Source organism: Pseudomonas sp. GW821-FHT02H09 (genome assembly GCF_059421425.1).
The window spans coordinates 168,799-195,605 of record NZ_JBWKVA010000012.1 but is presented as its reverse complement, the minus strand read 5'-3'; the positions used below and the strand labels follow the sequence as shown (position 1 = coordinate 195,605).

25 protein-coding genes and 1 riboswitch are annotated in these 26,807 nt (G+C 59.3%); of the genes, 14 read left to right on the top strand and 11 right to left on the bottom strand.

Going from position 1 to position 26,807, the window contains the following annotated elements; translation table 11 throughout:
- Positions 1-212: 212 nt before the first annotated feature.
- The 4 genes from rhlE2 to ahcY form a co-directional block, all read right to left on the bottom strand.
- A complete protein-coding gene (gene rhlE2 / locus AC07VR_RS18015) occupies positions 213-2,075 on the bottom strand; it encodes an RNA helicase RhlE2 (RefSeq protein WP_494990674.1) in 1,863 nt (620 codons plus the stop codon).
- Positions 2,076-2,300: 225 nt separating this feature from the next.
- On the bottom strand, positions 2,301-3,116 hold the full coding sequence (locus tag AC07VR_RS18010) for a substrate-binding periplasmic protein (RefSeq protein WP_495012025.1): 816 nt from the start codon (positions 3,114-3,116) through the stop codon (positions 2,301-2,303).
- A 135-nt stretch (positions 3,117-3,251) separates the two neighbouring features.
- Complete coding sequence (gene metF, locus AC07VR_RS18005) at positions 3,252-4,097, bottom strand: methylenetetrahydrofolate reductase [NAD(P)H] (protein WP_494990672.1); 846 nt, start codon at positions 4,095-4,097, stop codon at positions 3,252-3,254.
- A 244-nt stretch (positions 4,098-4,341) separates the two neighbouring features.
- Positions 4,342-5,751: an adenosylhomocysteinase gene (gene ahcY, locus AC07VR_RS18000; RefSeq protein WP_494990671.1), complete on the bottom strand. Its 1,410-nt coding sequence runs from the start codon at positions 5,749-5,751 to the stop codon at positions 4,342-4,344.
- A 21-nt stretch (positions 5,752-5,772) separates the two neighbouring features.
- A riboswitch (S-adenosyl-L-homocysteine riboswitch) is annotated at positions 5,773-5,895 on the bottom strand.
- A gap of 198 nt (positions 5,896-6,093) precedes the next feature.
- On the opposite strand from ahcY, the gene AC07VR_RS17995 reads away from it, so the two are divergent.
- Complete coding sequence (locus AC07VR_RS17995) at positions 6,094-6,498, top strand: acyl-CoA thioesterase (RefSeq protein ID WP_495012024.1); 405 nt, start codon at positions 6,094-6,096, stop codon at positions 6,496-6,498.
- Between the two features lie 106 nt (positions 6,499-6,604).
- Here the strand turns inward: AC07VR_RS17995 and AC07VR_RS17990 are convergent, their stop codons facing one another.
- Positions 6,605-7,774 (bottom strand): MFS transporter, encoded by a 1,170-nt coding sequence (locus AC07VR_RS17990; RefSeq protein ID WP_495012023.1) that lies wholly within the window; start codon positions 7,772-7,774, stop codon positions 6,605-6,607.
- A gap of 197 nt (positions 7,775-7,971) precedes the next feature.
- On the opposite strand from AC07VR_RS17990, the gene AC07VR_RS17985 reads away from it, so the two are divergent.
- The gene (locus AC07VR_RS17985; RefSeq protein WP_495012022.1) at positions 7,972-8,805 is read left to right on the top strand and encodes an EamA family transporter; all 834 of its coding nucleotides are present in this window, start codon (positions 7,972-7,974) and stop codon (positions 8,803-8,805) included.
- Positions 8,806-8,841: 36 nt separating this feature from the next.
- Entirely contained in the window at positions 8,842-9,228 is a 387-nt protein-coding gene (locus AC07VR_RS17980; protein ID WP_495012021.1) for an MAPEG family protein, read from the top strand.
- Positions 9,229-9,371: 143 nt separating this feature from the next.
- Here the strand turns inward: AC07VR_RS17980 and mltA are convergent, their stop codons facing one another.
- Entirely contained in the window at positions 9,372-10,544 is a 1,173-nt protein-coding gene (gene mltA, locus AC07VR_RS17975) for a murein transglycosylase A (protein ID WP_494990667.1), read from the bottom strand.
- Between the two features lie 128 nt (positions 10,545-10,672).
- On the opposite strand from mltA, the gene AC07VR_RS17970 reads away from it, so the two are divergent.
- A complete protein-coding gene (locus tag AC07VR_RS17970; protein ID WP_495012020.1) occupies positions 10,673-11,122 on the top strand; it encodes a c-type cytochrome in 450 nt (149 codons plus the stop codon).
- Between the two features lie 92 nt (positions 11,123-11,214).
- Here AC07VR_RS17970 and AC07VR_RS17965 read toward each other — a convergent pair whose 3' ends face one another.
- From AC07VR_RS17965 to AC07VR_RS17950, 4 genes are all read right to left on the bottom strand, one after another.
- Positions 11,215-11,610 (bottom strand): DUF1090 domain-containing protein, encoded by a 396-nt coding sequence (locus AC07VR_RS17965; protein ID WP_495012019.1) that lies wholly within the window; start codon positions 11,608-11,610, stop codon positions 11,215-11,217.
- A 95-nt stretch (positions 11,611-11,705) separates the two neighbouring features.
- Positions 11,706-13,388, bottom strand: coding sequence for an NAD-dependent DNA ligase LigB (gene ligB / locus AC07VR_RS17960; protein WP_495012018.1), 1,683 nt, complete (start codon positions 13,386-13,388; stop codon positions 11,706-11,708).
- Positions 13,389-13,539: 151 nt separating this feature from the next.
- A complete protein-coding gene (gene metK / locus AC07VR_RS17955) occupies positions 13,540-14,730 on the bottom strand; it encodes a methionine adenosyltransferase (protein ID WP_495012017.1) in 1,191 nt (396 codons plus the stop codon).
- Positions 14,731-14,748: 18 nt separating this feature from the next.
- Positions 14,749-15,744: an ArsR/SmtB family transcription factor gene (locus AC07VR_RS17950; protein ID WP_494990662.1), complete on the bottom strand. Its 996-nt coding sequence runs from the start codon at positions 15,742-15,744 to the stop codon at positions 14,749-14,751.
- Between the two features lie 260 nt (positions 15,745-16,004).
- Here AC07VR_RS17950 and tkt point away from each other — a divergent pair, with 260 nt between their 5' ends.
- From tkt to AC07VR_RS17900, 10 genes are all read left to right on the top strand, one after another.
- On the top strand, positions 16,005-18,002 hold the full coding sequence (tkt, locus tag AC07VR_RS17945; protein ID WP_494990661.1) for a transketolase: 1,998 nt from the start codon (positions 16,005-16,007) through the stop codon (positions 18,000-18,002).
- Positions 18,003-18,222: 220 nt separating this feature from the next.
- Entirely contained in the window at positions 18,223-19,302 is a 1,080-nt protein-coding gene (gene epd, locus AC07VR_RS17940; protein WP_494990660.1) for an erythrose-4-phosphate dehydrogenase, read from the top strand.
- 17 nt (positions 19,303-19,319) lie between these two features.
- Positions 19,320-20,483, top strand: coding sequence for a phosphoglycerate kinase (locus AC07VR_RS17935; RefSeq protein WP_494990659.1), 1,164 nt, complete (start codon positions 19,320-19,322; stop codon positions 20,481-20,483).
- Positions 20,484-20,515: 32 nt separating this feature from the next.
- The gene (locus AC07VR_RS17930; protein WP_494990658.1) at positions 20,516-20,740 is read left to right on the top strand and encodes a hypothetical protein; all 225 of its coding nucleotides are present in this window, start codon (positions 20,516-20,518) and stop codon (positions 20,738-20,740) included.
- Between the two features lie 60 nt (positions 20,741-20,800).
- Entirely contained in the window at positions 20,801-21,130 is a 330-nt protein-coding gene (locus tag AC07VR_RS17925) for an MliC family protein (RefSeq protein WP_495012016.1), read from the top strand.
- A gap of 270 nt (positions 21,131-21,400) precedes the next feature.
- A complete protein-coding gene (fba, locus tag AC07VR_RS17920) occupies positions 21,401-22,465 on the top strand; it encodes a class II fructose-bisphosphate aldolase (protein ID WP_123426473.1) in 1,065 nt (354 codons plus the stop codon).
- A 39-nt stretch (positions 22,466-22,504) separates the two neighbouring features.
- Entirely contained in the window at positions 22,505-22,708 is a 204-nt protein-coding gene (locus tag AC07VR_RS17915) for a ubiquitin-like protein (protein ID WP_495012015.1), read from the top strand.
- Positions 22,709-23,155: 447 nt separating this feature from the next.
- A complete protein-coding gene (locus AC07VR_RS17910) occupies positions 23,156-25,279 on the top strand; it encodes a putative bifunctional diguanylate cyclase/phosphodiesterase (protein WP_494990655.1) in 2,124 nt (707 codons plus the stop codon).
- A 42-nt stretch (positions 25,280-25,321) separates the two neighbouring features.
- The gene (locus AC07VR_RS17905) at positions 25,322-25,834 is read left to right on the top strand and encodes a M48 metallopeptidase family protein (RefSeq protein ID WP_495012014.1); all 513 of its coding nucleotides are present in this window, start codon (positions 25,322-25,324) and stop codon (positions 25,832-25,834) included.
- A 24-nt stretch (positions 25,835-25,858) separates the two neighbouring features.
- On the top strand, positions 25,859-26,155 hold the full coding sequence (locus tag AC07VR_RS17900) for a winged helix-turn-helix domain-containing protein (RefSeq protein ID WP_494990653.1): 297 nt from the start codon (positions 25,859-25,861) through the stop codon (positions 26,153-26,155).
- A gap of 41 nt (positions 26,156-26,196) precedes the next feature.
- Here the strand turns inward: AC07VR_RS17900 and AC07VR_RS17895 are convergent, their stop codons facing one another.
- Positions 26,197-26,649: a GNAT family N-acetyltransferase gene (locus AC07VR_RS17895; protein WP_494990652.1), complete on the bottom strand. Its 453-nt coding sequence runs from the start codon at positions 26,647-26,649 to the stop codon at positions 26,197-26,199.
- Positions 26,650-26,807 lie beyond the last annotated feature (158 nt).

Here is a 26,807-nt window from a genome sequence, read left to right as displayed (position 1 = left end):
GATAACTATATCGGGAGCAGCAGAGATACCGAGCTGCCCCCATCGCGGGCAAGCCTCGCTCCTGCAAAGACACAAACTTGCTCGCGATAACTATATCGGGAGCAGCAGAGATACCGAGCTGCCCCCATCGCGGGCAAGCCTCGCTCCTGCAAAGACACAAACAAAAACGCCCCCGATCGTGAGATCGGGGGCGTTTTTGTTAGCGGAAGAAATCAGCGATTGCGGGTCAGCAATGCTGGTTTCTCACCACGTGGACGGCTTGGCAGTTGATCGAGTTGCTCAGGTGTCGGGAAGCGATCGCTTTTCGACTCCTTGTGCATGATCTTCGGCTGGTTTGCGCGCGGGTTTTGAACGGCTGGTTCCTGGCGCGACTGCTGATCGTCACGTGCCGGGCGACGGTTACGCGGCTCTTCGCGACGGGCCTGACCGTCACGTGGAGCACCGCTACGCGGGCCGTTGCGCTTGGCTGGCGGGGTACCAGTGCTGGCGCCGCTGCCATTGCGCGGAGCGCTTGGGCGACCTTGGCCACCGCTGCGAGACGGTGCGCCGGCACCTGAGCCTGCGCCTTGCGCTGGAGCGCCTGGACGGCGGCCACGGCCCTGAGGAGCTTTCTGTTGCGGGACGTAATCGACGCGGTTACCGAAGTTATCGACATCGTCGTCCAGGAACTCGTCCGGTGCACGATCAGCGGCTGCGCGTGGAGCTGGCTGACGCTGTTCACGGGCCGGAGTGCCTTCGCGTGGCTTATGTTCGCGAGCAGGGCGTTCGGAACGGGTCTCTTTGCCACCCTTGTCCTTGCCTTTGTCTTTGCGGCCACCGCCGCCACCGCTGCCATTCGGGCCGTCACCACGTGGACCGCGCGGAGTATTGCGCGGGTTACGCACATCCGGACGTTCACGGACTTCAGGTTTCTCGGCTTCTACGGCGCTGGAGTCAAAACCCATCAGGTCGCCATCGGCGATTTTCTGCTTGGTCATGCGCTCGATGCTTTTCAGCAGTTTTTCTTCATCCGGAGCCACCAGCGAGATCGCCTCGCCCGAACGACCGGCGCGGCCAGTACGGCCAATCCGGTGTACGTAGTCTTCGTCGACGTTCGGCAGCTCGAAGTTGACCACGTGTGGCAACTGGTCGATATCCAGGCCGCGAGCGGCGATATCGGTGGCCACCAGGATGCGCACTTCGCCGGCCTTGAAATCAGCCAGGGCTTTGGTGCGGGCGTTCTGGCTCTTGTTACCGTGGATGGCAACGGCGCTCAGGCCGTGTTTGTCCAGGTACTCGGCCAGGCGGTTGGCGCCGTGCTTGGTACGGGTGAAGACCAGAACCTGTTCCCAGGCACCGGCAGTAATCAGGTGCGCCAGCAGCGAGCGCTTGTGGCTGGCGGCCAGGCGGAACACCCGTTGCTCGATGCGCTCGACCGTGGTGTTCGGTGGCGTGACTTCGATGCGCTCGGGGTTGTGCAGCAGTTTGCCAGCGAGATCGGTGATGTCTTTGGAGAAGGTCGCCGAGAACAGCAGGTTCTGGCGTTTGACCGGCAGGCGGGCAAGGACCTTTTTCACGTCATGGACGAAGCCCATGTCGAGCATCCGGTCGGCCTCGTCCAGCACGAGGATTTCCACGTGGGACAGGTCGACGCTGCCTTGGCCGGCGAGGTCGAGCAAGCGGCCCGGGCAGGCCACCAGCACGTCAACGCCACGGGACATGGCCTGGACTTGTGGGTTCATGCCGACGCCGCCGAAGATGCAGGCGCTGACGAACTTCAGGTCGCGGGCATAGACCTTGAAGCTTTCATGCACTTGAGCGGCGAGTTCGCGAGTCGGGGTCAGGACCAGTACGCGCGGTTGGCGCGGGCCGTGACGCTGGGATTTGTCCGGGTGACCGTTGGGGAACAACCGCTCCAGAATCGGAAGGGCGAAGCCGCCGGTTTTACCAGTACCTGTCTGTGCCGCGACCATCAAATCGCGACCTTGCAACACGGCGGGAATAGCCCGCTGTTGCACCGGAGTAGGCTCGGTATAGCCCGCTGCCTCGATGGCGCGGACTAAAGCCTCGGAGAGACCGAGGGAAGCAAAGGACATGAGTAATCCTGTTTTAGTTAGGGCTTGGCCCAAAGGGATAGTCTTGCCTGGCGTGAATCGCGTTTAAGAGGACGCAATCCCGTCCGGTCCTGCTTCGGTCTTGAAAGCTTATCTGAAAGCGCTCGCGCGGGCCTGGGGCTGCGCTGTAGCGGTGTCGAGATGCCTTGTACAAGGTCGAGCGTCCGGGCGTGAGCCTGGCGGGAAGGCCGGAGTATAACAGAGCAATCAGTGTGCGCTGCTTTCCTGCTGCTCAACGGTTTTTCCTGCGCTGTCTGGAGGTGTCGCTTGCTGGGTCGTTATGGCCTTGTGACCGGTGTACCGGGCGCTAAGCGCGGCGTAGGCCGGTTCACGCTTGAAGCGCTTGAGCTCTGCACCGAAGCGCTGTACCAGCAAATCCATGCCTGCATTGCGCCGCAGCGCCAGAAACTGGCTATTGCTGCTGATCATCGTGGGGTTTTCACTGATCTGGTCGCGTAAATGTAATTCATCGAGCAAGTACTGGCCAACCCGGCGATCAGTGATCAGCAAGTCGATGCGGCCGCGCACCAGTTTGCCGAAGTTGGCTTCATGGCTGGGCGCTGGTTCGCGCTTGAACAGAGTCGACTCGCTGAAATCCTGGCTGTACAAGTAGCCTGGCGACGTCCCGACAGTCAGGCCGCGCAGGTCGTCCAGGGTGCGAATGGGGTGAGGTCGGTCATTGGCGTAGAACAGTACGAACTCCACTTGCGACAGCGGCTCGCCGGGATAAAGCAGTGTGTTGTCACGTTCGTCGCTGTGAAAAATATCCAGTGCGCCGTCGGCCTGACCTTGTTCCAGCATGGCCAGGCAACGCTTCCAGGGCAGGAACTGCCACTCCACATCGATTCCCAGGCGCTGGAAGACGATGGCCGTGGTTTCGTAGTCCAGGCCACGAAACTCGCCGTTTTCCTCGTACACATAGGGAGCCCAGGGCTCGGTGACAATGCGCAGCTTCTCGCCTCGAGCGGTAAAGCTCAGGCAAGTAAAAAGAAAGAGGGTCAGTAGCTGGGCAATGACGGGCATTGCTGGAGATTACGACGAGACTTCAGCAATAGCCAGAACCGGTGTTGGAAGCTCTAGCTCAAGGGTGTCGAAGGGCCTGAAAATCAAAAGACCGCTGCCAGAGGCTGCGATCTCTTGATCTTGCTTGCGGCTGTTTTAACGTGGCAGTTTCAGGTTATTCCAGACAGCCAGGCTAGGTTCGGCCTGATTCAGGGTATAGAAGTGCAACCCTGGTGCGCCGCCTTGCAGCAAGCGTTCGCACATCTGGGTGATGACCTGCTCACCGAAAGCTTGAATGCTCTGGGTGTCGTCACCGTAGGCTTCCAGCTGCTTGCGGATCCAGCGTGGGATTTCCGCACCGCAGGCGTCGGAGAACCGTGCCAGCTTGCTGTAGTTGGTGATCGGCATGATGCCCGGCACGATCGGGATGTTCACGCCCATCTGACGCACGCGCTCGACGAAGTAGAAGTAGCTGTCGGCGTTGAAGAAGTACTGGGTGATCGCACTGTTGGCGCCAGCGTTGGCTTTGCGCACGAAATTGGTTAGATCATCTTCGAAATTGCGCGCTTGCGGGTGCATTTCCGGGTAAGCGGCGACTTCGATGTGGAAGTGGTTGCCGGTTTCTTCACGAATGAAGCTCACCAGATCATTGGCGTAGCGCAGTTCGCCACTGGCCACGCCCATACCCGAGGGCAGGTCACCGCGCAGGGCGACAATGCGGGTGATGCCCGCATTCTTGTACTGGCTCAGCAGGTTGCGCAGGTCATTCTTGCTATCGCCGACGCAGGACAAGTGCGGCGCGGCAGAGACTTTGACTTCGCTTTCGAGCTGCAGCACGGTGTTGAGCGTGCGATCACGGGTGGAACCACCAGCACCATAGGTGCAGGAGAAGAAGTCGGGGTTGTAACTGGCCAGCTGACGGGCAGTGGCGAGGAGCTTTTCATGCCCAGCATCGGTCTTGGTCGGGAAGAACTCGAAGCTGTAGCGACGGTCTTGGGACATGGGAATACCCTTGGAAACTCTGTAGGAGCGGCCGGTCGACGCTCGATTGCTCGCGATAGCGCTTTAGCTGCCTCTACATGCATAAGGAGCGGCCGCTTACTGTAGGAGCCGAGCTTGCTCGCGATAGCATCACCGTGGTGTTACTGAAACACCGCGGTGCCTGCACGCGAGCAAGCTCGGCTCCTACAGTAAGCGCTGCTCCTGCATAAGCCCGCTCCCACAGGGGTGCGGACAGCAGTGCCGATCAGTAGCGGTAAGCGTGCGGCTTGAACGGGCCTTCGACGGTAACGCCGATGTACTCAGCCTGTTGCTTGGTCAGTTGAGTGACCACGCCACCGAAACCGCGGACCATTTCCAGGGCCACTTCTTCGTCGAGTTTCTTCGGCAGTACTTCAACGGTCAGGCGCTCGGCTTTCTGGGCTGGCGACAGGTCGGCGTACTTCTGACCGAACAGGAAGATCTGCGCCAAAACCTGGTTGGCGAACGAACCGTCCATGATGCGGCTTGGGTGGCCAGTGGCGTTACCCAGGTTAACCAGACGGCCTTCGGCCAGCAGGATCAGGTAGTCGTCGTTCTGTGCGTCGAAATCGCCAGGGCCGGTACGGTGCACCTTGTGAACCTGTGGCTTCACTTCTTCCCATGCCCAGTTCTTGCGCATGAAAGCAGTGTCGATTTCGTTGTCGAAGTGACCGATGTTGCAGACAACGGCACGCTTCTTCAGGGCTTTGAGCATGTTCGAGTCGCAAACATTGACGTTACCGGTGGTGGTCACGATCAGGTCGATCTTGCCCAGCAGCGCTTTGTCGATGCTTGCTTCGGTACCGGTGTTGATACCGTCGATGAACGGCGAAACCAGTTCGAAACCGTCCATGCAGGCTTGCATGGCGCAGATCGGGTCGACTTCGGAAACTTTGACGATCATGCCTTCCTGACGCAGGGACTGCGCAGAGCCCTTGCCCACGTCACCGTAGCCGATGACCAGCGCTTGCTTGCCGGACAGCAGGTGGTCGGTGCCGCGCTTGATCGCGTCGTTCAGGCTGTGACGGCAGCCGTACTTGTTGTCGTTCTTGCTCTTGGTCACCGAGTCGTTGACGTTGATGGCCGGGATTTTCAGCTCGCCCTTGGCCAGCATGTCCAGCAGGCGGTGAACGCCGGTGGTGGTTTCTTCGGTGACGCCGTGAACGCGCTCCAGAACGGCAGGGTACTTCTTGTGCAGCAGCTCGGTCAGGTCGCCGCCGTCGTCGAGGATCATGTTGGCGTCCCATGGCTGGCCATCTTTCAGGATGGTCTGCTCCAGGCACCACTCGTACTCTTCTTCAGTCTCGCCTTTCCAGGCGAAAACCGGGATGCCGGCAGCAGCGATAGCGGCAGCGGCCTGGTCTTGAGTCGAGAAAATGTTGCAGGATGACCAGCGTACTTCGGCACCCAGGGCAACCAGGGTTTCGATCAGCACGGCAGTCTGAATGGTCATGTGGATGCAGCCGAGGATTTTTGCGCCTTTGAGCGGCTGCTCACCAACGTACTTGCGACGCAGACCCATCAGGGCCGGCATTTCCGATTCGGCGATGATGGTTTCGCGACGGCCCCAGGCGGCCAGGGACATGTCGGCGACTTTGTAGTCGTTAAAATCTGCAGGCGTAATTACAGCGCTCATCAAGAGCCTCCATTCGTAGTGTGCGAATGGGCGCCGTTGTGCGTTTAGTGTCTGTGCAGAAAGCCCTTGAAAGGAGAGCTCTGTACAAACAACGCCCCATCCGAGCCTGACAGGTCAATACCTGCTGCAGCGCCCCTCGGACAGGTGGCGGGAAAACGGTATCAAGTGAAGATGACCGTTTTGAAACGGAGGCGATTATAGCCGTGTCGGCGATTGATCCCAAGGCTTTCTGTCGGCCGATGTTCCAACGGTAATCGAGTCTATAGTCATTGCTTGATAGAGGTCGGTGCTGCGGTCTGCCATGATGGCCAGCATCAATCGGCAAGACGGTCAGGAGTGAGCATGAATTTCCACACCCGCAAATGGGTAAAACCCGAAGACCTCAACCCCAACGGTACGCTGTTCGGCGGCAGCCTGTTGCGCTGGATCGACGAAGAAGCGGCGATCTACGCCATCGTCCAGCTGGGCAACCAGCGCGTGGTCACCAAGTACATTTCGGAAATCAACTTCGTCAGCGCCTCGCGTCAGGGCGACATTATCGAGCTGGGCATCACCGCCACCGAGTTCGGTCGCACCTCGATCACCCTGACCTGCGAAGTGCGCAACAAGATCACCCGCAAAAGTATCCTCACGGTCGAGAAAATGGTTTTCGTCAACCTCGGCGAAGATGGTTTGCCGGTACCCCATGGCCAGACCGAGATCAAGTATGTGAAGGATCAGTTCAAGGAAGACGCGCCTGTCGAGTAACGTGAGGCTTCTGTAGGAGCGGCCGGTCGACGCTCGATTGCTCGCGATAGCGCGATTCGTCGCGCCAGAGATACCGTGTCGTATTCATCGCGGGCAAGCCTCGCTCCTACGCGGAAACATTGACCGCAGCCGCGCTGCGACGTTGCAGATAGATGAAGAAAAGCGCTGTGAGCACGGTAAGGCCGCCGACCAGTGCACCGGTCCAGGGCAGGTCGGCGAGGTCGGTGCCGCTGGCGACCACCAGTCCGCCGATCCAGGCGCCGGCGGCATTGCCGAGGTTGAAGGCACTTTGGTTCAGGGTCGAACCAAGATTTGGCGCTTCATGGGCCTGGTCGATGATCAGCAGTTGCAGGATCGGGCACAAGGCGAAAGCGAACACGCCCCACAGCAACAAAGTGATGGCGGCCGGGATCACCGAGTGGCTGGTCTGACTGAACGCCGCCAGGACCAACACCACAGCCAACGCCATGCCCACCAATGACGGCAGCAAGCGGCTGTCTGCCAGGCGACCGCCGAGTATGCTGCCGGCGGTCAGGCCGACGCCGAACAACAGCAACATGATGGTGATGCCGTGGGGGCTTACGCCGGTGATGTCCTGCAGGATCGGCGCAATGTAGGTGAAGACGCTGAACAGGCTGGTGGACGCCAGCACGCTCATGCCCAGTGCCAGCAGCACATTGGCTTTGCCCAGCACTTTGAACTCGCTGGCCAGATTGGCTTTGTCCATGGCGATTTCCTTTGGCAGCCAGACCCATTGGGCAATGGCCGCAATCACGCCGATCACCGAGACTGCCCAGAAGGTCGAGCGCCAACCGGCATATTGTCCCAGGGCCGTCCCCAATGGCACGCCGAGCACATTAGCCAGAGTCAGGCCGGTGAACATCATGGCAATCGCCTGAGCCCGTTTGTTCGGTGCCACCAATCCGGCGGCGACCACCGAGCCGATGCCGAAGAACGCGCCGTGGCAAAGGGCGGTGATCACCCGGGCAGCCATCAAGGTCGTGTAGTTCGGCGCCAGGGCGCAGAGGATGTTGCCGAGGATGAACATCAAGGTCATTCCCAGCAGCGTGGCTTTGCGCGGCATGTTGGCGGTGCCGATTGCCAGGATCGGTGCACCGAACACCACGCCCAGAGCGTAGCCGCTGATCAGCAGGCCAGCGTCGGGAATGCTGACGCCAAGGTCTCTGGCGACATCGGGCAGCAAACCCATGATGACGAATTCAGTAGTGCCGATGCCGAAAGCGGCAACAGCCAGTGCAAGCAAGGCGAGTGGCATGCGCAGGGTCTCTGTCTGTAGTCTTGACGCTCTGATCAGGCATACGCATGCAGGCTACCTTCTCCATTGGATTGGGCAGCTGCAAAAAATTATTGGAATAGGTATGTGCGCAACTGAGTGCGGCGTGGTCGGCCTCAGTATAAACAGCTGCCAACATATGGCGAATCAATTCTCTTGATCCAGACAAGGAGGGTGCCGTGCTTGCGACGGCTCTGGTGTTAGTGGCGGCACTGTTGCACGCGGCCTGGAATACCCTGATCAAGTTCAGTGGTGAGCGGTTGTTGGTGGTGGCCTGTATGGACAGCGTAGCGATGCTCTTGGTGGCGCTAATGCTACCTTTCGTGTCGCTTCCACCAGTCGAAATCTGGCCGTGGATCCTGGCTTCCGCGGCGTTCGAGTTGCTCTATCGCTACCTGCTGATTCAGGCCTACCGGGTTGGTGATCTGGGACTTGTCTACCCGTTGATGCGTGGGTTGTCGCCACTGGTGGTGCTGGCCTTGACGCTGATTTTCGCTGGCGAAGTGCTGACGACCCAGCAAACCCTCGGGATTTTACTGATCCCCTTCGGCATGCTCTGTCTGCTTTGGCAGGGCGGAGGCGGCGAACGTTTGCCGTGGTCGATGCTGCCGGTGGTCGCGTTGATCGGTCTGTGTATCGGTTGCTACACCTTCATCGACGGCCAGGCCTTGCGGCGCTGGTCTCGCCCGTTGGATTACCTGGTGTGGGTGACGTTGCTCAGTGCCTGGCCGTTTCCTTTGCTGGCGCTGGTGCGTAAGCGTGCGGCCTACATGTCGTTCTGGCGCGAGCAATGGCGATTGGGGTTGAGCGTCGGGTTCTGCGTGTTGTTCAGCTACGCTTTGGTGCTATGGGCCATGCAGTTGGGCTCGATTGCCGAAGCAGCGGCCCTGCGCGAGATCAGTGTGATTCTGGTGGTGCTATTTGGCATGCGCTACTTGAAAGAGCCTTTCGGCCGACCGCGGCTCCTGGCCTGTGGGCTGGTGCTGGTCGGCATGCTCGTGATGAAGTTTTAAACCGTACTTCAAAAGAACGCCAAGAAGGAAACTGCAATGACTGTCGCATTCTGGTGTGTGTTGATCGCCATTTTTCTCCCTTACCTGTGCACCTATGTTGCCAAGTTCAGTGGCGGCAAATTCGGGTTGCGGGAGAACCATGATCCGCGGGCCTTTCTCGACAACCTGGAAGGGCTCGCCAGGCGCGCACACTCCGCGCAATTGAACAGCTTCGAAGTGATCCCGGCGTTTGCCGCAGGGGTGATCATTGCGCATATCGCCGACAACGCTGAGCTGGTGACCATCGATGTGTTGGCGGTGTTGTTCATCACCAGCCGCTTGCTCTACATCATTTGCTATCTGGCGGATTGGGCGATATTGCGTTCGCTGGTATGGTTTGTGGGTATGGCGCTCATTGCCGGTTTCTTTATTGTTTCGGTGTAGAAGGACGACGCAGTTTCGTAGCAGCTGGCGTAGCCTGCGTCCGGCCGCGAAGCGGTCGTAAACCGGCGGCTGCAATCTGCCTGATAAATTGCGGTATGGCATTCTGCGACCGCTTCGCGGCCGGACGCAGCCTTCGGCAGCTGCTACGGGGTAGTTGGCGCGTCGGGCACCTTTGGCAACACCGCGCCTTTAGGCCACAGCATCCAGATCTGTCCCTGCTGTTTCATATCCCCGGCCAATTGCCCTGCCGCATCACCTGTTCCCCAGAACAGATCTGCACGGACTTCGCCGGTAATGGCGCCACCCGTGTCCTGAGCCGCAACCGGACGAACCAGTCCGGAGCCGTCAGGTCGTGTGGTTGATAACCACAACAGGCTGCCCAGCGGAATCACCTTGCGGTCCACTGCGACGCTGTAGCCAGCGGTCAACGGTACGTTGAGCGAGCCGCGCGGGCCCTCATTGCTGTCCGGGTTGCGATTGAAAAACACGTAGCTGGGGTTGCTGCCGAGCAGTTCTGGAATCCGCGTTGGATGCGTCTTGGCCCAGGCGCTGATGGCGCCCATGGTCACGTCTTCTTTTTTCAGCTCGCCCTGGTCGACCAGCCAGCGACCGATTGGCCGATACGGGTGACCATTCTGATCGGCATAACCGATGCGCAGCTGACGGCCGTCTTCCAGTTGAATGCGGCCCGAGCCCTGGATCTGCAGAAATTGTAGATTCATCGGATCGGTCAGCCAGGCAATGACTGGCGCCTTGACGCCCTTGGCATCGATGGCGGCAGCATCGTCATAGGGCTTGAGCACCCGACCTTCGAGCCGGCCACGCAGGCGCTTGCCTTTGAGTTCGGGGTAAATGCTGTCGAGCGCTACGATGATCATGTCGTCGGGCACGCCATAGACGGGTACCGTCGCTTGCGCCGTCTGGCTCAGGCTGCCTGGATACACCGGTTCGTAATAGCCGGTGATCAGGCCGTTGCCACTGCCATTGGCAGAGCGCAGGCCGTAAACGTCCAGATGTTCCTTGAGGAAACCACGAATATCGCCAGGCGTCTGCGGCACATTGGCTGCCGTCGTGCAGGTGGCGGCCCAGATCGGGTCAGCCTTGAGTCGGGTGCAGGCACTGCGCCAGGAGCCGAAGCCGGCGAGCAAATCATTATCGGAAACGGCGGGCAGTGCATCCCAGGTCGCACTGGTGTAGGTGGCGACGGCATGTGTTTTCGGCTTTGTGTTGTCGCCACCAGTGCAACCGGCAAGCAGGGCGACTATCGGTAGAGTCCAGGTCAGGCTTCGGCGCCATGCCTTGAAATTGCTATTCATTCGGTATTTCCTTTGCCGGTTGCCCAAGCGCTTGAAGCGTTCAAACAACCCGTATTGTTAATAGGGCTATTGGTCTTTGCGGATGACGCGAGGATACTGGCCGCCGTTTCCCGTGACCTGAAGCCACCATGACTCTTAAAAGACTTTCTGTTGTATTGCTGGCCTGCTTGACGCTGTCCGCCTGCGGCGGTGTCGATCCGAACTCGCCGCTGGGTCAGCGCAAGGCAATCTTCAAGCAAATGCTCAAGGCTGGTGAAGACCTGGGCGGTATGTTGCGCGGGCGCATTCCCTTCGACGGGGGGCGCTTTGCCGAAGGAGCGGTGAAACTGGACAGTTTGTCCCGCGAACCGTGGAAGCATTTTCCACAGGTCAAGGAAGAGGGTCACACCAGCGCCAAGGACAATGTCTGGCAGCAGCAGGCACGCTTTCAGGAGTTGGCCCGCACGCTGGAAGCCGCCACCGGCGAACTGGTGATCGTCAGCAAGGTTCAGCCCTACAAGGCCAGTAACCTGGGCCCGGCGGTGCAGAAAGTCGAAGATGCCTGTAGTGCGTGTCATAAGCAGTTTCGTGATCATTGATCTTTCAGCTCAATAGATAACCCTGTGGCGAGGGAACAAGCTCGCTCGCCACAAAGGCCCCTTGCCACAACTAGCACCGGCCTTGTCCAGCCTTACTTATCCAGCTCGTTCAGTGCGTCCTGCAGATCTTTGCGGGACTTGGCGAGTTTGTCTTTGAGTTTGTTGATCTTCTCGGAGTCGCCTTTTTTCATGGCTTTCTCAAGGTCGGTCTGACGGCGGCTGACTTCGTGCTTGGCATCGAGCACCTTGTTCTCCCGCTCTTTCTTTAAAGACGAGTCGGTGCAATGGGCAGTAACTTCGCTCAGGGCTTTTTCAAGACCCGCTTGCTGATCACTGTTGCCGTTGGTTTTAGCCTGGTCGATCTGGGTGCTGATGGCCTGACCTTTAGCCGCACAGCCGGTGAGCCCGAGGGTTTCTTCTGTGGCCAGCAAGGGGGTGGCCAGCAGACTGCAAACCGTGAGCAGGGCGAGCGGTGACAAAAAATTCATAAAGGCTCCGTGAAAAAAATCGCTTTCAGGTCTGCATACAGATGCGCTGTTGGAGCTCATCTACACTCATCGGGTTCAAAACTGCCGGGAGGCCACTAAAAGCCATCAATCCCGGCAGCACGTAATTCTTCACTCAAGGCCAGTACCTGCGGGTCGCGGAAAAACGCGCTCAATTGCGCGGCCCGTCCCGGGCCGATCCCGGCTTCGGTTTGCCATTGTTCGGTGCTTCTTGCTGCCAGTGCCTGCCATGGGCCTGTGAGGCGGGCATCAGCTGTCGGCGGCAGGCCCAAGGCTTTCAGCCAGCGTGCAAAAGGGCGTTGCCTGGCGTCGCGCAAACTACTGAGCAGGCGGGCGCTGCTGCGTTCGCCGAAGCCGTCAATGTTAGCAAGCTCTTGCGGGTCGAGGGTCAACCAATCGAGCAGACTGTTGATGCGCCCGGCGCTGATCAGTTTTTCCCAGGTGCCGGGGCCAATATGTTGCAACGCCAGCCCCTGCTTGCCACTGAGCCAGATCAGGCGTGCCAGGAACTGGCTCTCACATCCCGGTACAGGCTGCCAGCAACTCAGGTGATGAAAGTCCTCCGCTCGCGGTGCGACTACCGCCGGGCGCTCCGTGCTGCGCAAAACGACGCTGTCGAGGCGGGGAATGGTCAAGCCTGCCAGGCTGATCGCGACTTGATCGCCGGGACGGATGTCCAGCGCCTGCCAGCGTTGCAGTGAGCTGACACTCACGCGTTTGATCTGCCGGTCATCCAGTGTCACCGGCTTGAGTTCCAGTACCGGGGTGATTCGCCCGGTACGGCCGATCTTGAAATTGACCTTGCGCACTTCTGCCAAAGCCTGGGCAAACGGGTACTTCCAGGCGGCACTCCAATAAGGTGTTTTGGCTTGCCAGCGTTGTGCGGGTGGGCGCTGACTCTGGCGCAGCACCACGCCGTCGCTGGCAAACGGCAGGGGCGTGCGATACCAGTGTTCACGCCATTGTTCGGCGTCAGCAAAACGTGTAACCGGATGGCTGTATTGCACGCTTTGGATAAAGCCCAGCGCCTTCAAACCGGTCAGCCGTTCGGGCAGGGTGGCCGGGCCTTGCGGCCAATCCCAGACGAACAACCCGATACCATCAGCCTGGGCAGTACTGAGTTCTTTGCGCGCCATCAATCCGGCAACGGTGCTGCGGGCGTTGAGGCTGCCGGCCTTGGCTTGCACATGGTCGGTGAGGCGCCAATAGAGTTCGCCTTGAAGCTGCAGATCGACAGCTTGCGGCAGGTGCGCGGGGATGGCGTCGAGCTTGCGGGCCGAGGCTGTCCAGTCTTGCCCCTGGACACCGTCACCGCGACTGATCGCCTGCGTTAACCGGCCCTGGCGATACACCAGCGTTACTGCCACGCCATCGACTTTTGGTTGAATCCATACGTCGTTGCGGCTATTGAGCCAGGCTTCGACGGCGCGGCTGTCGGCGAGTTTCTCCAGGCCGGTATGGGGGATGGGATGGGCAATGGGCCCAATAGCGGTGCGCAAGGGACGATTCAATGGCTCGTTGGCCAGGGGGAAACACGCACGCCATTGTGTGAGTCGGGCGCGGGACTGGTCGTAAAGCTCGTCGGTGACCAGAGAGCGACCTTGTCGATGGTAGTTGTCGTCCCAGCGATCGATGTGGTGTTGCAATGCGCCGATCTCCTTCTCGGCTCGTGCCGGTGGCCAGTCGGGGCAAGTGTTCGCGTTGGCGTTCAGGTAACAGAGGACCAGCCATAAACCGGTGAACAGACGCATCGTGAGCATCCTTGCTCGGGTGGGATGCTTAAGGCTAGGTCAGCTGCGGTGATGGAGAGCGCTGGTGAGCGAGTCGGTGTCTTTCCGGGTGTGTCGGTCTGGGCACAAAAAAGCCCCGCAGGGCGAACCGTGCGGGGCTTTAGGTGTAGCGGAAGAACGATTACAAGCCGGCAGCAGCGCGCAGGGATTCGGCGCGGTCGGTGCGTTCCCAGGTGAACGTGGTGAAGGTGTCGTTGCCGACGGTCTTCACTTCCGGCGTACGACCGAAGTGGCCGTAGGCTGCGGTTTCCTGGTACATCGGGTGCAGCAGGTCGAGCATGGTGGTGATTGCGTATGGACGCAGATCGAAGCATTCACGGACCAGGTTGATGATTTTTTCATCGCTGATCTTGCCGGTGCCGAAGGTGTTCAACGAGATCGAAGTCGGCTGAGCAACGCCGATGGCGTAGGAAACCTGAATCTCGCAACGCTCGGCCAGGCCTGCAGCGACGATGTTCTTGGCCACGTAACGACCGGCGTAGGCCGCAGAGCGGTCAACCTTCGATGGATCTTTACCGGAGAATGCGCCACCACCGTGACGAGCCATGCCGCCGTAAGTGTCGACGATGATCTTGCGGCCGGTCAGGCCGCAGTCGCCAACCGGGCCACCGATGATGAAGTTGCCGGTCGGGTTGATGTGGAACTGGGTGTCTTTGTGCAGCAGCTCGGCTGGCAGCACGTGCTTGACGATCAGCTCCATCACGCCTTCGCGCAGGTCTTTGTAAGATACTTCCGGGTTGTGCTGGGTCGACAGAACGACGGCGTCGATGCCCACGACCTTGCCGTTTTCATAACGGCAGGTGACTTGGGATTTGGCGTCCGGGCGCAACCACGGCAGCAGGCCGGATTTACGGGCTTCAGCCTGGCGCTGCACCAACTGGTGAGAGAAGGTGATCGGTGCTGGCATCAGCACGTCGGTTTCGTTGCTGGCGTAGCCGAACATCAGGCCCTGGTCGCCGGCGCCCTGGTCTTCCGGCTTGCTGCGGTCAACGCCCTGGGCGATGTCTACCGACTGCTTGCCGATGATGTTCATCACGGCACAGGTCGCACCGTCGAAGCCGACGTCGGAGCTGTCGTAACCGATGTCGATAATGACGTTACGGACGATGTCTTCGAGGTCAACCCAGGCCGAAGTGGTGACTTCGCCAGCGATGATTGCTACGCCGGTTTTCACCAGAGTCTCGCACGCCACACGGGCGAACTTGTCTTCAGCAATGATGGCGTCCAGCACCGCATCAGAAATCTGGTCGGCGATTTTGTCCGGATGCCCTTCAGACACGGACTCGGAGGTGAAAAGGGAATATTCGCTCATCTCGATGGTTTCCTGAATTTACCGATGGTGAGTGTCGCCAGCCGGTCGCTGAAAGTGGCGTACCTGGATCTGGAAACCATTACGTAAGCCTACATAGAGGCTTTCCCCGGGAACGAGTCCCGCAGCGGTGGCCCAACGGGCCAAATCGTCCTGTTCAAAACCCAACCAAAGATCACCGCAGGCCTCCCTGGCCCAACTTTGATTGTGGCTACACAACTCTGTCACTAACAGGCTACCGCCTGGTTGCAGCAAGTTGGCCATGTGCTTGAGTGCCTCGGCCGGTGCCGCGAAATGGTGCAGCACCATGTTCAGCACCACGCAATCGGCCTGAAGGCTTACGCCATTCAATGCATCGGCCAATTGCAGGCTGACGTTAGTCAGGGATTCACGCTCACAGACCTGACGTGCCAGTTCGAGCATCGCCGGGCTGTTGTCCAGCGCCGTGATCTGACTGAAACGTTGCGCCAGCTCTGGCAGAAAACCGCCGTCGCCGGGCCCGACTTCAATGGCCGTGGCGCCACTGTCGAAACTCAGCTTGTCGAGCAGCGCCAGTACGCTTTCGCGGTATTGCGCCAACCCGGCGATCAAGTCCTGCTGGGCACGAAATTTTTCCGCAACCCGTGAGAAGAAGTCCTGGCTGGCCGCTGCCCGCTGCCCATGGACCTGACCGATCCGCGACCGCACATCGGCAGGCAGGGTCAGGTTGTCCACTTCATCGAGCAGGGCTGCGTGCAGCTTGCCGCCCAGCAGCTCGGTGTGGGGCAGGGCACGACGGTAGAAAATCGCGTTGCCTTCGCGGCGGCTCGCCACCAGGTCAGCCTGGGCCAGCACCTTCAAATGGTGGCTCATGCCGGATTGGCCGATGGCGAAGATCTGTGCCAGCTCCAGCACGCCGAACGAATCGTTGGCCAGCGCACGCAATACATTCAGCCGTAACGGATCGCCGCCGGCTTTGCACAGGGCAGCCAGCTCATCGGATTCGTCATGGCGAATGGAAGGTACGCGCAGGTTCATAGGGCTGGCAGTCTAGTGAGGGTGCGAAATCCTCGCAAGAGCAATATCAAAAAGTTTTGATATTGCTCGATAAATGGCACTTCAAGGGCCTGGGTTCACGCTACAAATGAACAGCGGAATGGTTTCACCAAGAGATTGGGCCTTTATCCACAGGAAAAAGTCGCTTGAGTGACTATCTGTCATTGCCCCAAGGCTGTCCGCTGGGGGAAAATGCTCGCCTTTTTTCCGTTTCGTTTTATTTAGCCCCCAGGAGATCAGCGATGCCCAGCCGTCGTGAGCGTGCCAACGCCATTCGTGCCCTCAGCATGGATGCCGTGCAAAAAGCCAACAGCGGCCATCCCGGTGCCCCTATGGGTATGGCGGATATCGCCGAAGTACTTTGGCGTGACTACCTCAAGCACAACCCGAGCAATCCATCGTTCGCCGACCGTGACCGGTTCATCCTGTCCAACGGCCACGGCTCGATGTTGATCTACTCGTTGCTGCACCTGACCGGCTATGACCTGTCGATCGATGACCTGAAAAACTTCCGCCAGCTGCACAGCCGCACCCCGGGTCACCCGGAATATGGCTATACCCCAGGCGTTGAAACCACCACCGGCCCGCTGGGCCAGGGTCTGGCCAACGCTGTCGGTTTCGCCTTGGCGGAAAAAGTCCTGGCGGCGCAGTTCAACCGTCCAGGCCACAACGTTGTCGACCACCACACCTACGTGTTCCTGGGTGATGGCTGCATGATGGAAGGCATTTCCCATGAAGTCTGCTCCCTGGCCGGTACTCTGGGCCTGGGCAAACTGATCGCCTTCTACGATGACAACGGCATCTCCATCGACGGCGAAGTTGAAGGCTGGTTCACTGACGACACCCCTAAGCGTTTCGAAGCCTATAACTGGCAAGTGATCCGCAATGTCGATGGCCACGACCCGGACGAAATCAAGACTGCGATCGAAACCGCACGCAAAAGCGAGCAACCGACGCTGATCTGCTGCAAGACCACCATCGGCTTCGGCTCGCCGAACAAGCAAGGCAAGGAAGACTGCCACGGCGCACCACTGGGGGCCGATGAAATCGCTCTGACCCGCGCTGCCCTGAAGTGGAACTACGAGCCGTTCGAAATCCCGGCCGACATCTACGCCGAGTGGGACGCCAAAGAAGCCGGTCGTGCTGCCGAAGCCGAGTGGGACCAGCGTTTTGCTGCTTACTCTGCAGACTTCCCGGAGTTGGCCAACGAACTGATCCGTCGCCTGAGTGGCGAGCTGCCAGAGGACTTCTCCGAGAAAGCTGCGGCCTACATCGCTGAAGTGGCGGCCAAAGGCGAAACCATCGCCAGCCGTAAAGCCAGCCAGAATGCCTTGAATGCTTATGGTCCAATGCTGCCGGAACTGCTGGGTGGCTCCGCTGACCTGGCCGGTTCCAACCTGACCCTGTGGAAAGGCTGCAAAGGCGTCAGCGCTGAAGACGCCAGCGGCAACTACATGTATTACGGCGTTCGCGAGTTCGGCATGAGCGCGATCATGAACGGCGTGACGCTGCACGGCGGTCTGGTGCCTTACGGCGCGACCTTCCTGATGTTCATGGAATACGCCCGCAACGCAGTGCGCATGTCGGCGCTGATGAAGCAACGCGTAATCTACGTCTACACCCACGACTCCATCGGTCTGGGCGAAGACGGCCCGACTCACCAACCGATCGAGCAACTGTCCAGCCTGCGCTGCACGCCGAACCTCGACACCTGGCGTCCGGCCGATGCCGTTGAATCGGCCGTGGCCTGGAAATGTGCGCTGGAGCGCGACGACGGTCCGTCGGCATTGATCTTCTCGCGTCAGAACCTGCAGCACCAAACCCGTAATGCCGTGCAGATTGAGTACATCAACCGTGGTGGCTACGTGCTCAAGGACTGCGCAGGCGAGCCTGAGCTGATCCTGATCGCAACCGGTTCCGAAGTTGGTCTGGCGGTTCAAGCCTTCGACAAACTGACAGAACTTGGCCGTAAGGTGCGCGTGGTTTCCATGCCATGCACCAGCGTCTTCGATGCTCAGGATGCTGGCTACAAGCAAGCGGTTCTGCCGTTGCAGGTCAGCGCCCGTATCGCCATCGAAGCTGCTCACACGGATTACTGGTACAAGTACGTGGGCCTGGAAGGTCGCGTCATCGGCATGACCACCTACGGCGAGTCGGCGCCTGCGCCAGCCTTGTTCGAAGAGTTTGGCTTCACCCTGGAAAACATCCTGGGTCAGGCTGAAGAGCTGCTGGAAGACTAAAAAACGCGGACGCGGTAGCCACTGGCTGCCGCGATCCCCTGTAGCAGCTGCCGAAGGCTGCGTCCGGTCGCGAAGCGGTCGTAAACCTGACAGCGCGTATCTTCAATTGGAGCGCGGTGCCTGATTTTACGACCGCTACGCGGCCGGATGCAGGCTGCGCCAGCTGCTACAGGTCCGTGTTGTTTACAGAATTCGTCTGCTGCGCATTATCGAGAACCCCATGCCTCAACCGCGTCCCTACAAAGTTGCACTCAACGGCTACGGCCGGATTGGTCGTTGCGTCTTGCGTGCTTTGTTCGAGCGAGGGGCGAGCGCCGGGTTTGAAATTGTTGCGATCAATGATCTGGCTGATATGGCCAGCATCGAATACCTGACACGCTTCGACTCCACCCATGGGCGTTTTCCCGGAGAGGTGAGGGTCGACGGTGATTGTCTGCATATTAATGGCGACTGCGTGAAGGTCCTGCGCAGTGCCACCCCCGAAGGCATCGATTGGGTGTCGCTTGGCGTCGATCTGGTGCTGGAGTGCTCCGGCGCTTATCACACCCGCGCAGACGGCCAGCGTTTCCTCGACGCCGGCGCGCCGCGCGTGCTGTTTTCCCAGCCGATGGCCAGTGAAGCGGATGTCGACGCCACCATCGTCTACGGCGTCAATCAGGATTGCCTGACCGGCGATGAATTGCTGGTCTCCAACGCGTCCTGCACCACCAACTGCGGCGTGCCGCTGTTGCGTCTGCTGGATCAGGCCTTTGGTCTGGACTACGTGTCGATCACCACGATTCACTCGGCAATGAACGACCAGCCGGTGATCGACGCCTATCACCACGAAGACCTGCGCCGCACCCGTTCGGCGTTCCAGTCGGTGATCCCGGTGTCCACCGGTCTGGCGCGAGGTATCGAACGCCTGCTGCCGGAACTTGCCGGGCGAATTCAGGCCAAAGCCGTACGCGTGCCGACGGTCAACGTGTCTTGCCTCGACATCACGATGCAAACCGTGACTGACACTGACGCCACCGAGGTCAACCGGATCCTGCGCGAGGCGGCTACCAGCGGCCCGCTCAAAGGTCTTTTGGCTTACACCGAATTGCCTCACGCCAGTTGTGATTTCAACCATGACCCACATTCGGCGATCGTCGATGCCAGTCAGACCCGCGTTTCCGGCCCAAGGCTGGTGAACGTGCTGGCCTGGTTCGACAACGAATGGGGTTTTGCCAACCGAATGCTGGATGTTGCAGAACACTATCTGCACACCGCTACTCCAAAACCTGACTCTCCACTCTCTGCTTCTCAACAGCAGTAACCCAGGAAATGCGACCCATGACCGTGTTGAAGATGACCGACCTCGATCTGCAAGGTAAGCGCGTATTGATCCGCGAAGACCTCAACGTCCCAGTCAAGGACGGTGTTGTCACCAGCGATGCGCGAATCCTGGCTTCGCTGCCGACCATCAAGCTGGCCCTGGAAAAAGGCGCGGCCGTGATGGTCTGCTCGCACCTTGGCCGTCCGACCGAAGGTGAATTTTCGGCCGAGAACAGCCTCAAGCCGGTTGCTGATTACCTGAGCAAGGCCCTGGGCCGTGAAGTGCCGCTGGTGTCCGACTACCTGGGGGGCGTTGACGTCAAGGCCGGCGACATCGTGCTGTTCGAGAACGTGCGCTTCAACAAAGGCGAGAAAAAGAACGCTGACGAACTGGCCCGGCAATACGCCGCCCTGTGCGACGTGTTCGTGATGGACGCCTTCGGCACCGCTCACCGTGCCGAGGGTTCGACCCATGGCGTAGCCAAATTCGCCAAAGTCGCCGCCGCTGGCCCGTTGCTGGCGGCCGAACTGGACGCACTGGGCAAAGCCCTTGGCGCCCCGGCCCAGCCAATGGCGGCCATCGTTGCCGGTTCCAAGGTCTCGACCAAACTCGACGTGCTGAACAGCCTGAGCCAGATCTGCGATCAGCTGATCGTTGGTGGCGGCATCGCTAACACCTTCCTCGCTGCGGCCGGTCACCCGGTTGGCAAATCGCTGTACGAGCCGGATCTGCTGGACACCGCCCGTGCCATCGCTGCAAAAGTCAGCGTGCCATTGCCGGTCGACGTGGTGGTTGCCAAGGAATTCGCTGAAAGCGCCGCCGCGACCGTCAAGTTGATCGCTGACGTAGCTGCAGACGACATGATCCTGGACATCGGTCCACAAACCGCAGCGCATTTCGCTGAACTGCTGAAGTCGTCGAAAACCATTCTGTGGAACGGCCCGGTCGGCGTGTTCGAATTCGACCAGTTCGGTAATGGCACCAAAGTCCTGGCCCAGGCCATCGCCGACAGCTCGGCATTCTCCATCGCTGGCGGTGGCGACACCCTGGCAGCCATCGATAAATATGGCGTTGCCGAGCAAATCTCCTACATTTCTACCGGTGGTGGCGCATTCCTCGAATTCGTCGAAGGCAAAGTGCTGCCAGCCGTTGAAGTGCTGGAAAGCCGCGCGAAAGCGTAAAGGTTGATCTGGCCGGAAAAAGGAACATTCACATGGTCAAGACATTACCGCTATTGATCGTCGCGGGCTTGCTGGCCGGTTGTGCCAGTGCTCCGAACGCCGCCAGACCTGAACCTGCAGCAGGTGGGCCGGAAAAAGGTTGCTACCAAGCCGATTGGCAGGCCGAAACCGCTCCGGTGATCGACAAGCGCTCGGGACCGGATGGTCTGGATAAGTACGAGACTCCTGCCAAGGCCATGGAACATGGTTGCCCTTGACGGGTCAGATTCAATAACGCGCTGTGCTTGCGGCGGTGAGCCGCAAGTCGAGGAACACCGATGAGAGGCTTTATCGCCGTGGCGGTGCTGGCGTTGCTTGCAGGTTGCACCAACCTGCACTTGCTCGAGTCGCCGCAGCAGGATAGCTGGACAACCTGGAGCTGTGACAGCCAGGCGCAAGTAGTCTGGCGTTACACCGATAGCAGTCGTAAGGAAGTCGATCTACGCCTGAGCGGCAGCGACCAGGTGTATCGCCTGAAGCTTGAGCCAGGCGGCTCGGGCTCGCTGTACAGCAATGACATGCTGGCGTTTCACATAAAAGGTGAGGAAGGCCTGGTTTACTGGGTCGCCACCAACGATTTGATCGGCCGTGGCTGTAAAACACCGTAAGGCCGGATACCCGTAGCAGCTGCCGCTAGGCTGCGTTCGGCCGCGAAGCGGTCGTAGAACCAGACACCTCGGTTTGTCAGGATAATCCGGATAACCGATTTTACGACCGCTTCGCGGCCGAACGCAGGCTTCGCCAGCTGCTACGGACCGCGTGATGACTGAATTGATTGGCAGCCAGGGCTAACCCCCGATCTGCAATAACTTGAATAGCAGCCGCCGCTACGGCAGGCTTGCACGATTAACGACCCTCGACCGGGAGATACACACCCAATGGCACTTATCAGCATGCGCCAGATGCTGGACCACGCAGCCGAATACGGCTACGGCGTTCCAGCCTTCAACGTCAACAACCTTGAGCAGATGCGCGCCATCATGGAAGCCGCTGACAAGACTGACTCCCCGGTGATCGTCCAGGCTTCGGCCGGCGCCCGCAAATACGCTGGCGCGCCATTCCTGCGTCACCTGATCCTGGCCGCGATCGAAGAGTTTCCGCACATCCCGGTGTGCATGCACCAGGACCACGGTACCAGCCCTGACGTCTGCCAGCGTTCCATCCAGCTGGGCTTCAGCTCGGTCATGATGGACGGTTCCCTGGGCGAAGATGGCAAGACCCCGACCGACTATGACTACAACGTCCGTGTCACTCAACAGACCGTAGCCATGGCTCACGCCTGCGGCGTTTCGGTAGAAGGCGAGCTGGGCTGCCTGGGTTCGCTGGAAACCGGTATGGCCGGTGAAGAAGACGGCATCGGCGCGGAAGGCGTGCTGGATCACAGCCAGATGCTCACCGACCCGGAAGAAGCCGCTGACTTCGTCAAGCGTACTCAGGTCGACGCCCTGGCCATCGCCATCGGCACCAGCCACGGCGCCTACAAGTTCACCAAGCCACCTACCGGCGACGTGTTGGCCATCGACCGCATCAAGGAAATCCACAAACGCATCCCTAACACCCACCTGGTGATGCACGGTTCTTCTTCGGTTCCGCAAGAGTGGCTGGCGATCATCAACCAGTACGGCGGCGACATCAAAGAAACCTACGGCGTACCGGTTGAAGAAATCGTCGAAGGCATCAAGCACGGCGTACGCAAGGTCAACATCGACACCGACCTGCGCCTGGCATCGACTGGCGCCATGCGCCGCCTGATGGCCACCAACCCGAGCGAATTCGACCCACGTAAATTCTTCGGCGCCACCGTGACGGCGATGCGTGATGTATGTATCGCTCGTTACGAAGCCTTCGGTACTGCGGGCAATGCTTCGAAGATCAAGCCGGTCTCTCTGGAAGCGATGTTCCAGCGTTACCTCAAAGGTGAGTTGAACGCCAAGGTCAACTAAGCCTGAGCGTTTAATAGCGTTAGTAAAAAACCCGCAGAGATGCGGGTTTTTTGTGGGCGCCCGTTAGAGACGGAACCGTCGGATACGATCGAGAGCGTCAAAGCGAAGATCCAGGACAAAGAGGGAATCCCCCCGGACCAGCAACGTTTGAATTTTTCAGGAATAAAACTGGAAGATGGACGCACATTGTCGGATTACAGCATCCAGCAGGATTCGGCTCTGAATCTGGTACTTCGTTTGTAACGATGAATCAATGTTTCAAAAAAACGCAGCACTGCCGGCCGGAACACAGCTCTGGTAGGAGCGAGGCTTGCCCGCGAACGAGTCGGGCCGTGTTCGGACGAAGCGCACGCAAATCCGGCATCCGCATTCTGTCTGATGGGCCGTGATGTAAGGTTTTGCGACCGCTGCGCGGGCGATCGCGGGCAAGCCTCGCTCCTACAAGTCTTGCGGTGTCCTGCGTATGGGTTCGACATTTCATAAAATTGACGTCAGTTTAATGACTGCGTGTCATTTAACCCCGGTTTACCGGGGCAGAAGCGCTGACCGTTAGTCGGGTGCCTGAGGATTTGGTTAAATGATAGCGTGGTGACATCTACTGCTTTGTCTGATCCGGGACTAGAGTGAAGGCTCACTATTTGTCCGGTGTTCCCTCGGTTACCGGAATGACGTCCAGACAAGAGAAGCAGCATGGAATGCGCGCAGCCCAAGCCAGGTGAAGTCCGCTCAGTCCTTTTGATCGTTGATGACTATCCTGAAAACCTGATCAGCATGCGTGCGTTGTTACAGCAGCAGGACTGGTGCGTAATGACCGCCGCCTCCGGGGTCGAGGCTCTGGGCTTATTACTCGAACATGAAGTCGACCTGGTGCTGCTGGATGTGCAGATGCCCGGGATGGATGGTTTTGAAGTGGCACGCTTGATGCGCGACAGCCAGCGTACCCGCCTGACTCCAATCATTTTCCTTACCGCCAACGAGCAGTCCCGGGACGCCGTGATCAAGGGCTACGCCAACGGTGCGGTCGATTACCTGTTCAAGCCGTTCGACCCGCAGATTCTCAAACCCAAAGTCCAGGCATTGCTGGAATACCAGCGCAATCGTCTGGCCTTGCAGTGCTTGAGTCATGATCTGGAGGCGGCGAGGGCATTCAATGCCTCGGTGCTGGAAAACGCGGCTGAAGGGATTCTGGTGGTGGATGAAGGCGGAGTCATCCGCTTCGCCAACCCGGCGATCTCGCGGTTGCTCGATGCCCCGGTGACAGAGCTGCAGGGCGCGGAGTTCGTGAGTTTTCTGCAAAAACCTCATGTGCCCCGTTGGCTCGATTCGGAGCTTTATGCGGGCTACCGCCGTGGCGACACCTGGCGCTTGCACGACGCCGTGTTGCGCACGGCTCCCGGCCAGCAGGTGCCCGTGGCATTGTCGTGTGCGCCGCTGCCGTCTGAGCACAAGGCGATGGTCGTGACCGTGCTGGATATGTCGGAGGTGCGCCATCTGCATCAGCAGCTTGAATTCCAGGCGGTCACGGACCCTTTGACCGGGTTGCTCAACCGACGTGGCTTTTATCAGACCGTGGAGAACCTGCTGCTGCGCAGTGAGCGATCGGGCACCACGCCGGTGCTGCTGTATCTGGATCTTGACGGCTTCAAACGGGTCAATGATTCCCTGGGGCACGATGCCGGGGATCGGGTGCTGCGCTGGGTGTCCGAGCAATTGAAGGCGTGCTTGCGCTCCTTCGATATTCTGGCGCGCATGGGGGGCGATGAGTTCACCGCGTTTCTCGATCTGGAGTTCCCCGAACAGGCGGCGAAAATAGCGGAGAAACTCATTGAACGGGTGTCGATTTGTCAGCAAGTCGGGGGTCTGGATATGGCGCTTGGGGTAAGCATCGGAATCGCTACTTACCCGGACTGCGGCTCCAACCTCGACGGCTTGCTGCGGGCTGCGGATATCGCGATGTACGAGGCCAAGCGCGCGGGGCGCCAGCAGTATCGGTTCTACGATTACGAGATGAATGGTCGCGCGCGTTCGCGTTTGATGCTCGAAGAAAGCGTGCGCTCAGCGATTGAGAACAAGGATTTCAACCTGGTGTACCAGCCTCAGGTGGCGATATCCGACGGCCGTCTGCGCGGTTTCGAAGCCATGCTGCGCTGGCAGCACCCGAGCGTCGGTGACGTGCCGCCGGGGTTGTTCCTGCCATTGCTGGAAGAGGCACGGCTGATCAGCTGTCTGGGTAGTTGGATCTACCAGCAGAGTGCGGCTCAGCGGCGTGACTGGGGAAGCGTTTTTGCTGACGACCTGGTGCTCAGCGTGAGCCTGAGCAGTACCCAGTTTGGCATGCCCAATCTGGCGGCAGAATTGCGTCAGGTGCTCGAGCGTCATGGCTTGCGGCCACAACAGCTGGAAGTCGAAGTGACCGAGGACGCCTTGATGCAAAACCTCGATGAAGCTCGCAAGCAGCTGCGGCTATTGCGCAAGCTTGGGGTGCGGGTCGCGCTCGATGACTTTGGTATGGGCAACTGCTCTTTGGCTCATCTGCGCGACCTGGAACTTGATACCCTGAAACTCGATCGGCAGCTGATTGCCCGCTTGCTCGATTCGCCGCGCGATGCAGCGATGGCCAGCAGCGTTATCGATCTGTGCAAGCGGTTCGGTTTGCTGGTGATCGCTGAAGGTGTGCAAACCCACGAGCAGTATCAGTGGTTGCAGGCCAATGGCTGTCAGTACGCGCAAGGCTCTCTGGTGGCGCATCCGCTGATGGCCCGTGACGTTAGCCGTTTTGCACTGCCGTTTGACTGGAGCGCGCTGGAGGGCTGAATTCGCTACACTGGCGATCTTTCGTGACTGTGTTGCTGCCCCATGACTGCGCTGAAATATCTCCAGGCTTATCCCGCTGCCTTGCAAGAGCAAGTGCGTCAGCTGGTTGCGCAAGATCGGCTGGGCGACTATTTGAGCCAGCGTTATCCACACAAGCACGCGGTGCAGAGCGATAAGGCGCTGTACAGCTTTGCTCTGGCGCTCAAGCAGGAGCATCTGCGTAATGCACCGGCCATCGACAAAGTGCTGTTCGATAACCGCCTGGATTTGACCCATCGCGCCCTTGGTTTGCACACCGCCATTTCGCGGGTGCAGGGTGGCAAACTCAAGGCCAAGAAGGAGATACGCATCGCGTCATTGTTCAAGGACGCGGCACCGGAATTTCTGCGCATGATTGTGGTGCACGAACTGGCACACTTCAAAGAATCCGACCACAACAAGGCGTTCTATCAGCTCTGCGAGCACATGCTGCCGGGCTATCACCAATTGGAATTCGACCTGCGGATTTACCTGACGTACCGGGACATGCAGGGCAAGACCGTTGTGGCTTCGTAACGGTTACCGACAAGGAGTTTGTGGATGGACGTGAGCAAGACCAAGAGCAGCTTTTACCGCCGCTTGTACGTGGCTTACCTGATCGACAGCCAGCTGGCCAGCAGCGTCCCGGCGCTCATCGACGTCACCGGCATGCCCCGACGCACGGCGCAGGACACGATCGCGGCGCTCGCGGATCTGGATATCGTCTGTGAGTTCGAGCAGCAGGACGGTGCTCGCAACCATGCCGGGCGTTATCAGATCCACAGTTGGGGGGCGATTGATAAGGGCTGGATTACGCAGAATCTTGGGCAAATCAAAGCGGTGTTGGGGTATCCCTGAGCACTGATCGTTCCCACGCTGGAGCGTGGGAACGATCAGGTTCAGGATTTGCGCATCCCGATATGCGCAATACCATCTTCAAGATATTCCTCACCCGCCACGACAAACCCGTATCGCTCGTAATAGCCCTGCAAATGCGCTTGGGCCGACAAGTAGATCGGGACCTCAGGCCAGTACTTTTCAGCCTGCTTCAAGGCGTTGGCCATCAGTTCATGCCCCAGCCCTTTGCCTCGCGCGTGCGGTGCAATCACCACCCGGCCGATGACCACGTCCCCGCCTTGGGAGACCGGGTCGAGCAAACGCAAGTACGCCACTAACCGATCACCGTCCCACGCCATCAAATGGCAGGTGTCACCTTCCAGGTCCTGGCCATCGACTTCTTGATAGGCGCATTTCTGCTCGACAACAAAGACTTCCGTGCGCAATTGCAAAATGGCGTACAACTGCTCCTTGCCCAGATCGCTGTGGTGTTTGCAGACCCAATCGATTGTCATCTGTTCATCCTGTAAGAAACCTGGTTCGGATACTAAGCGTCCTGCGAGTGGATGTCTGCCGCCGGCAGAGGTCGTTTATGTGAGAAAAATCAAATTGCCATCATTCATTTTGCTCGCTCCTGTCTTCTTTGTGTAATCTGCTGGGTAGCTCTGTGCAG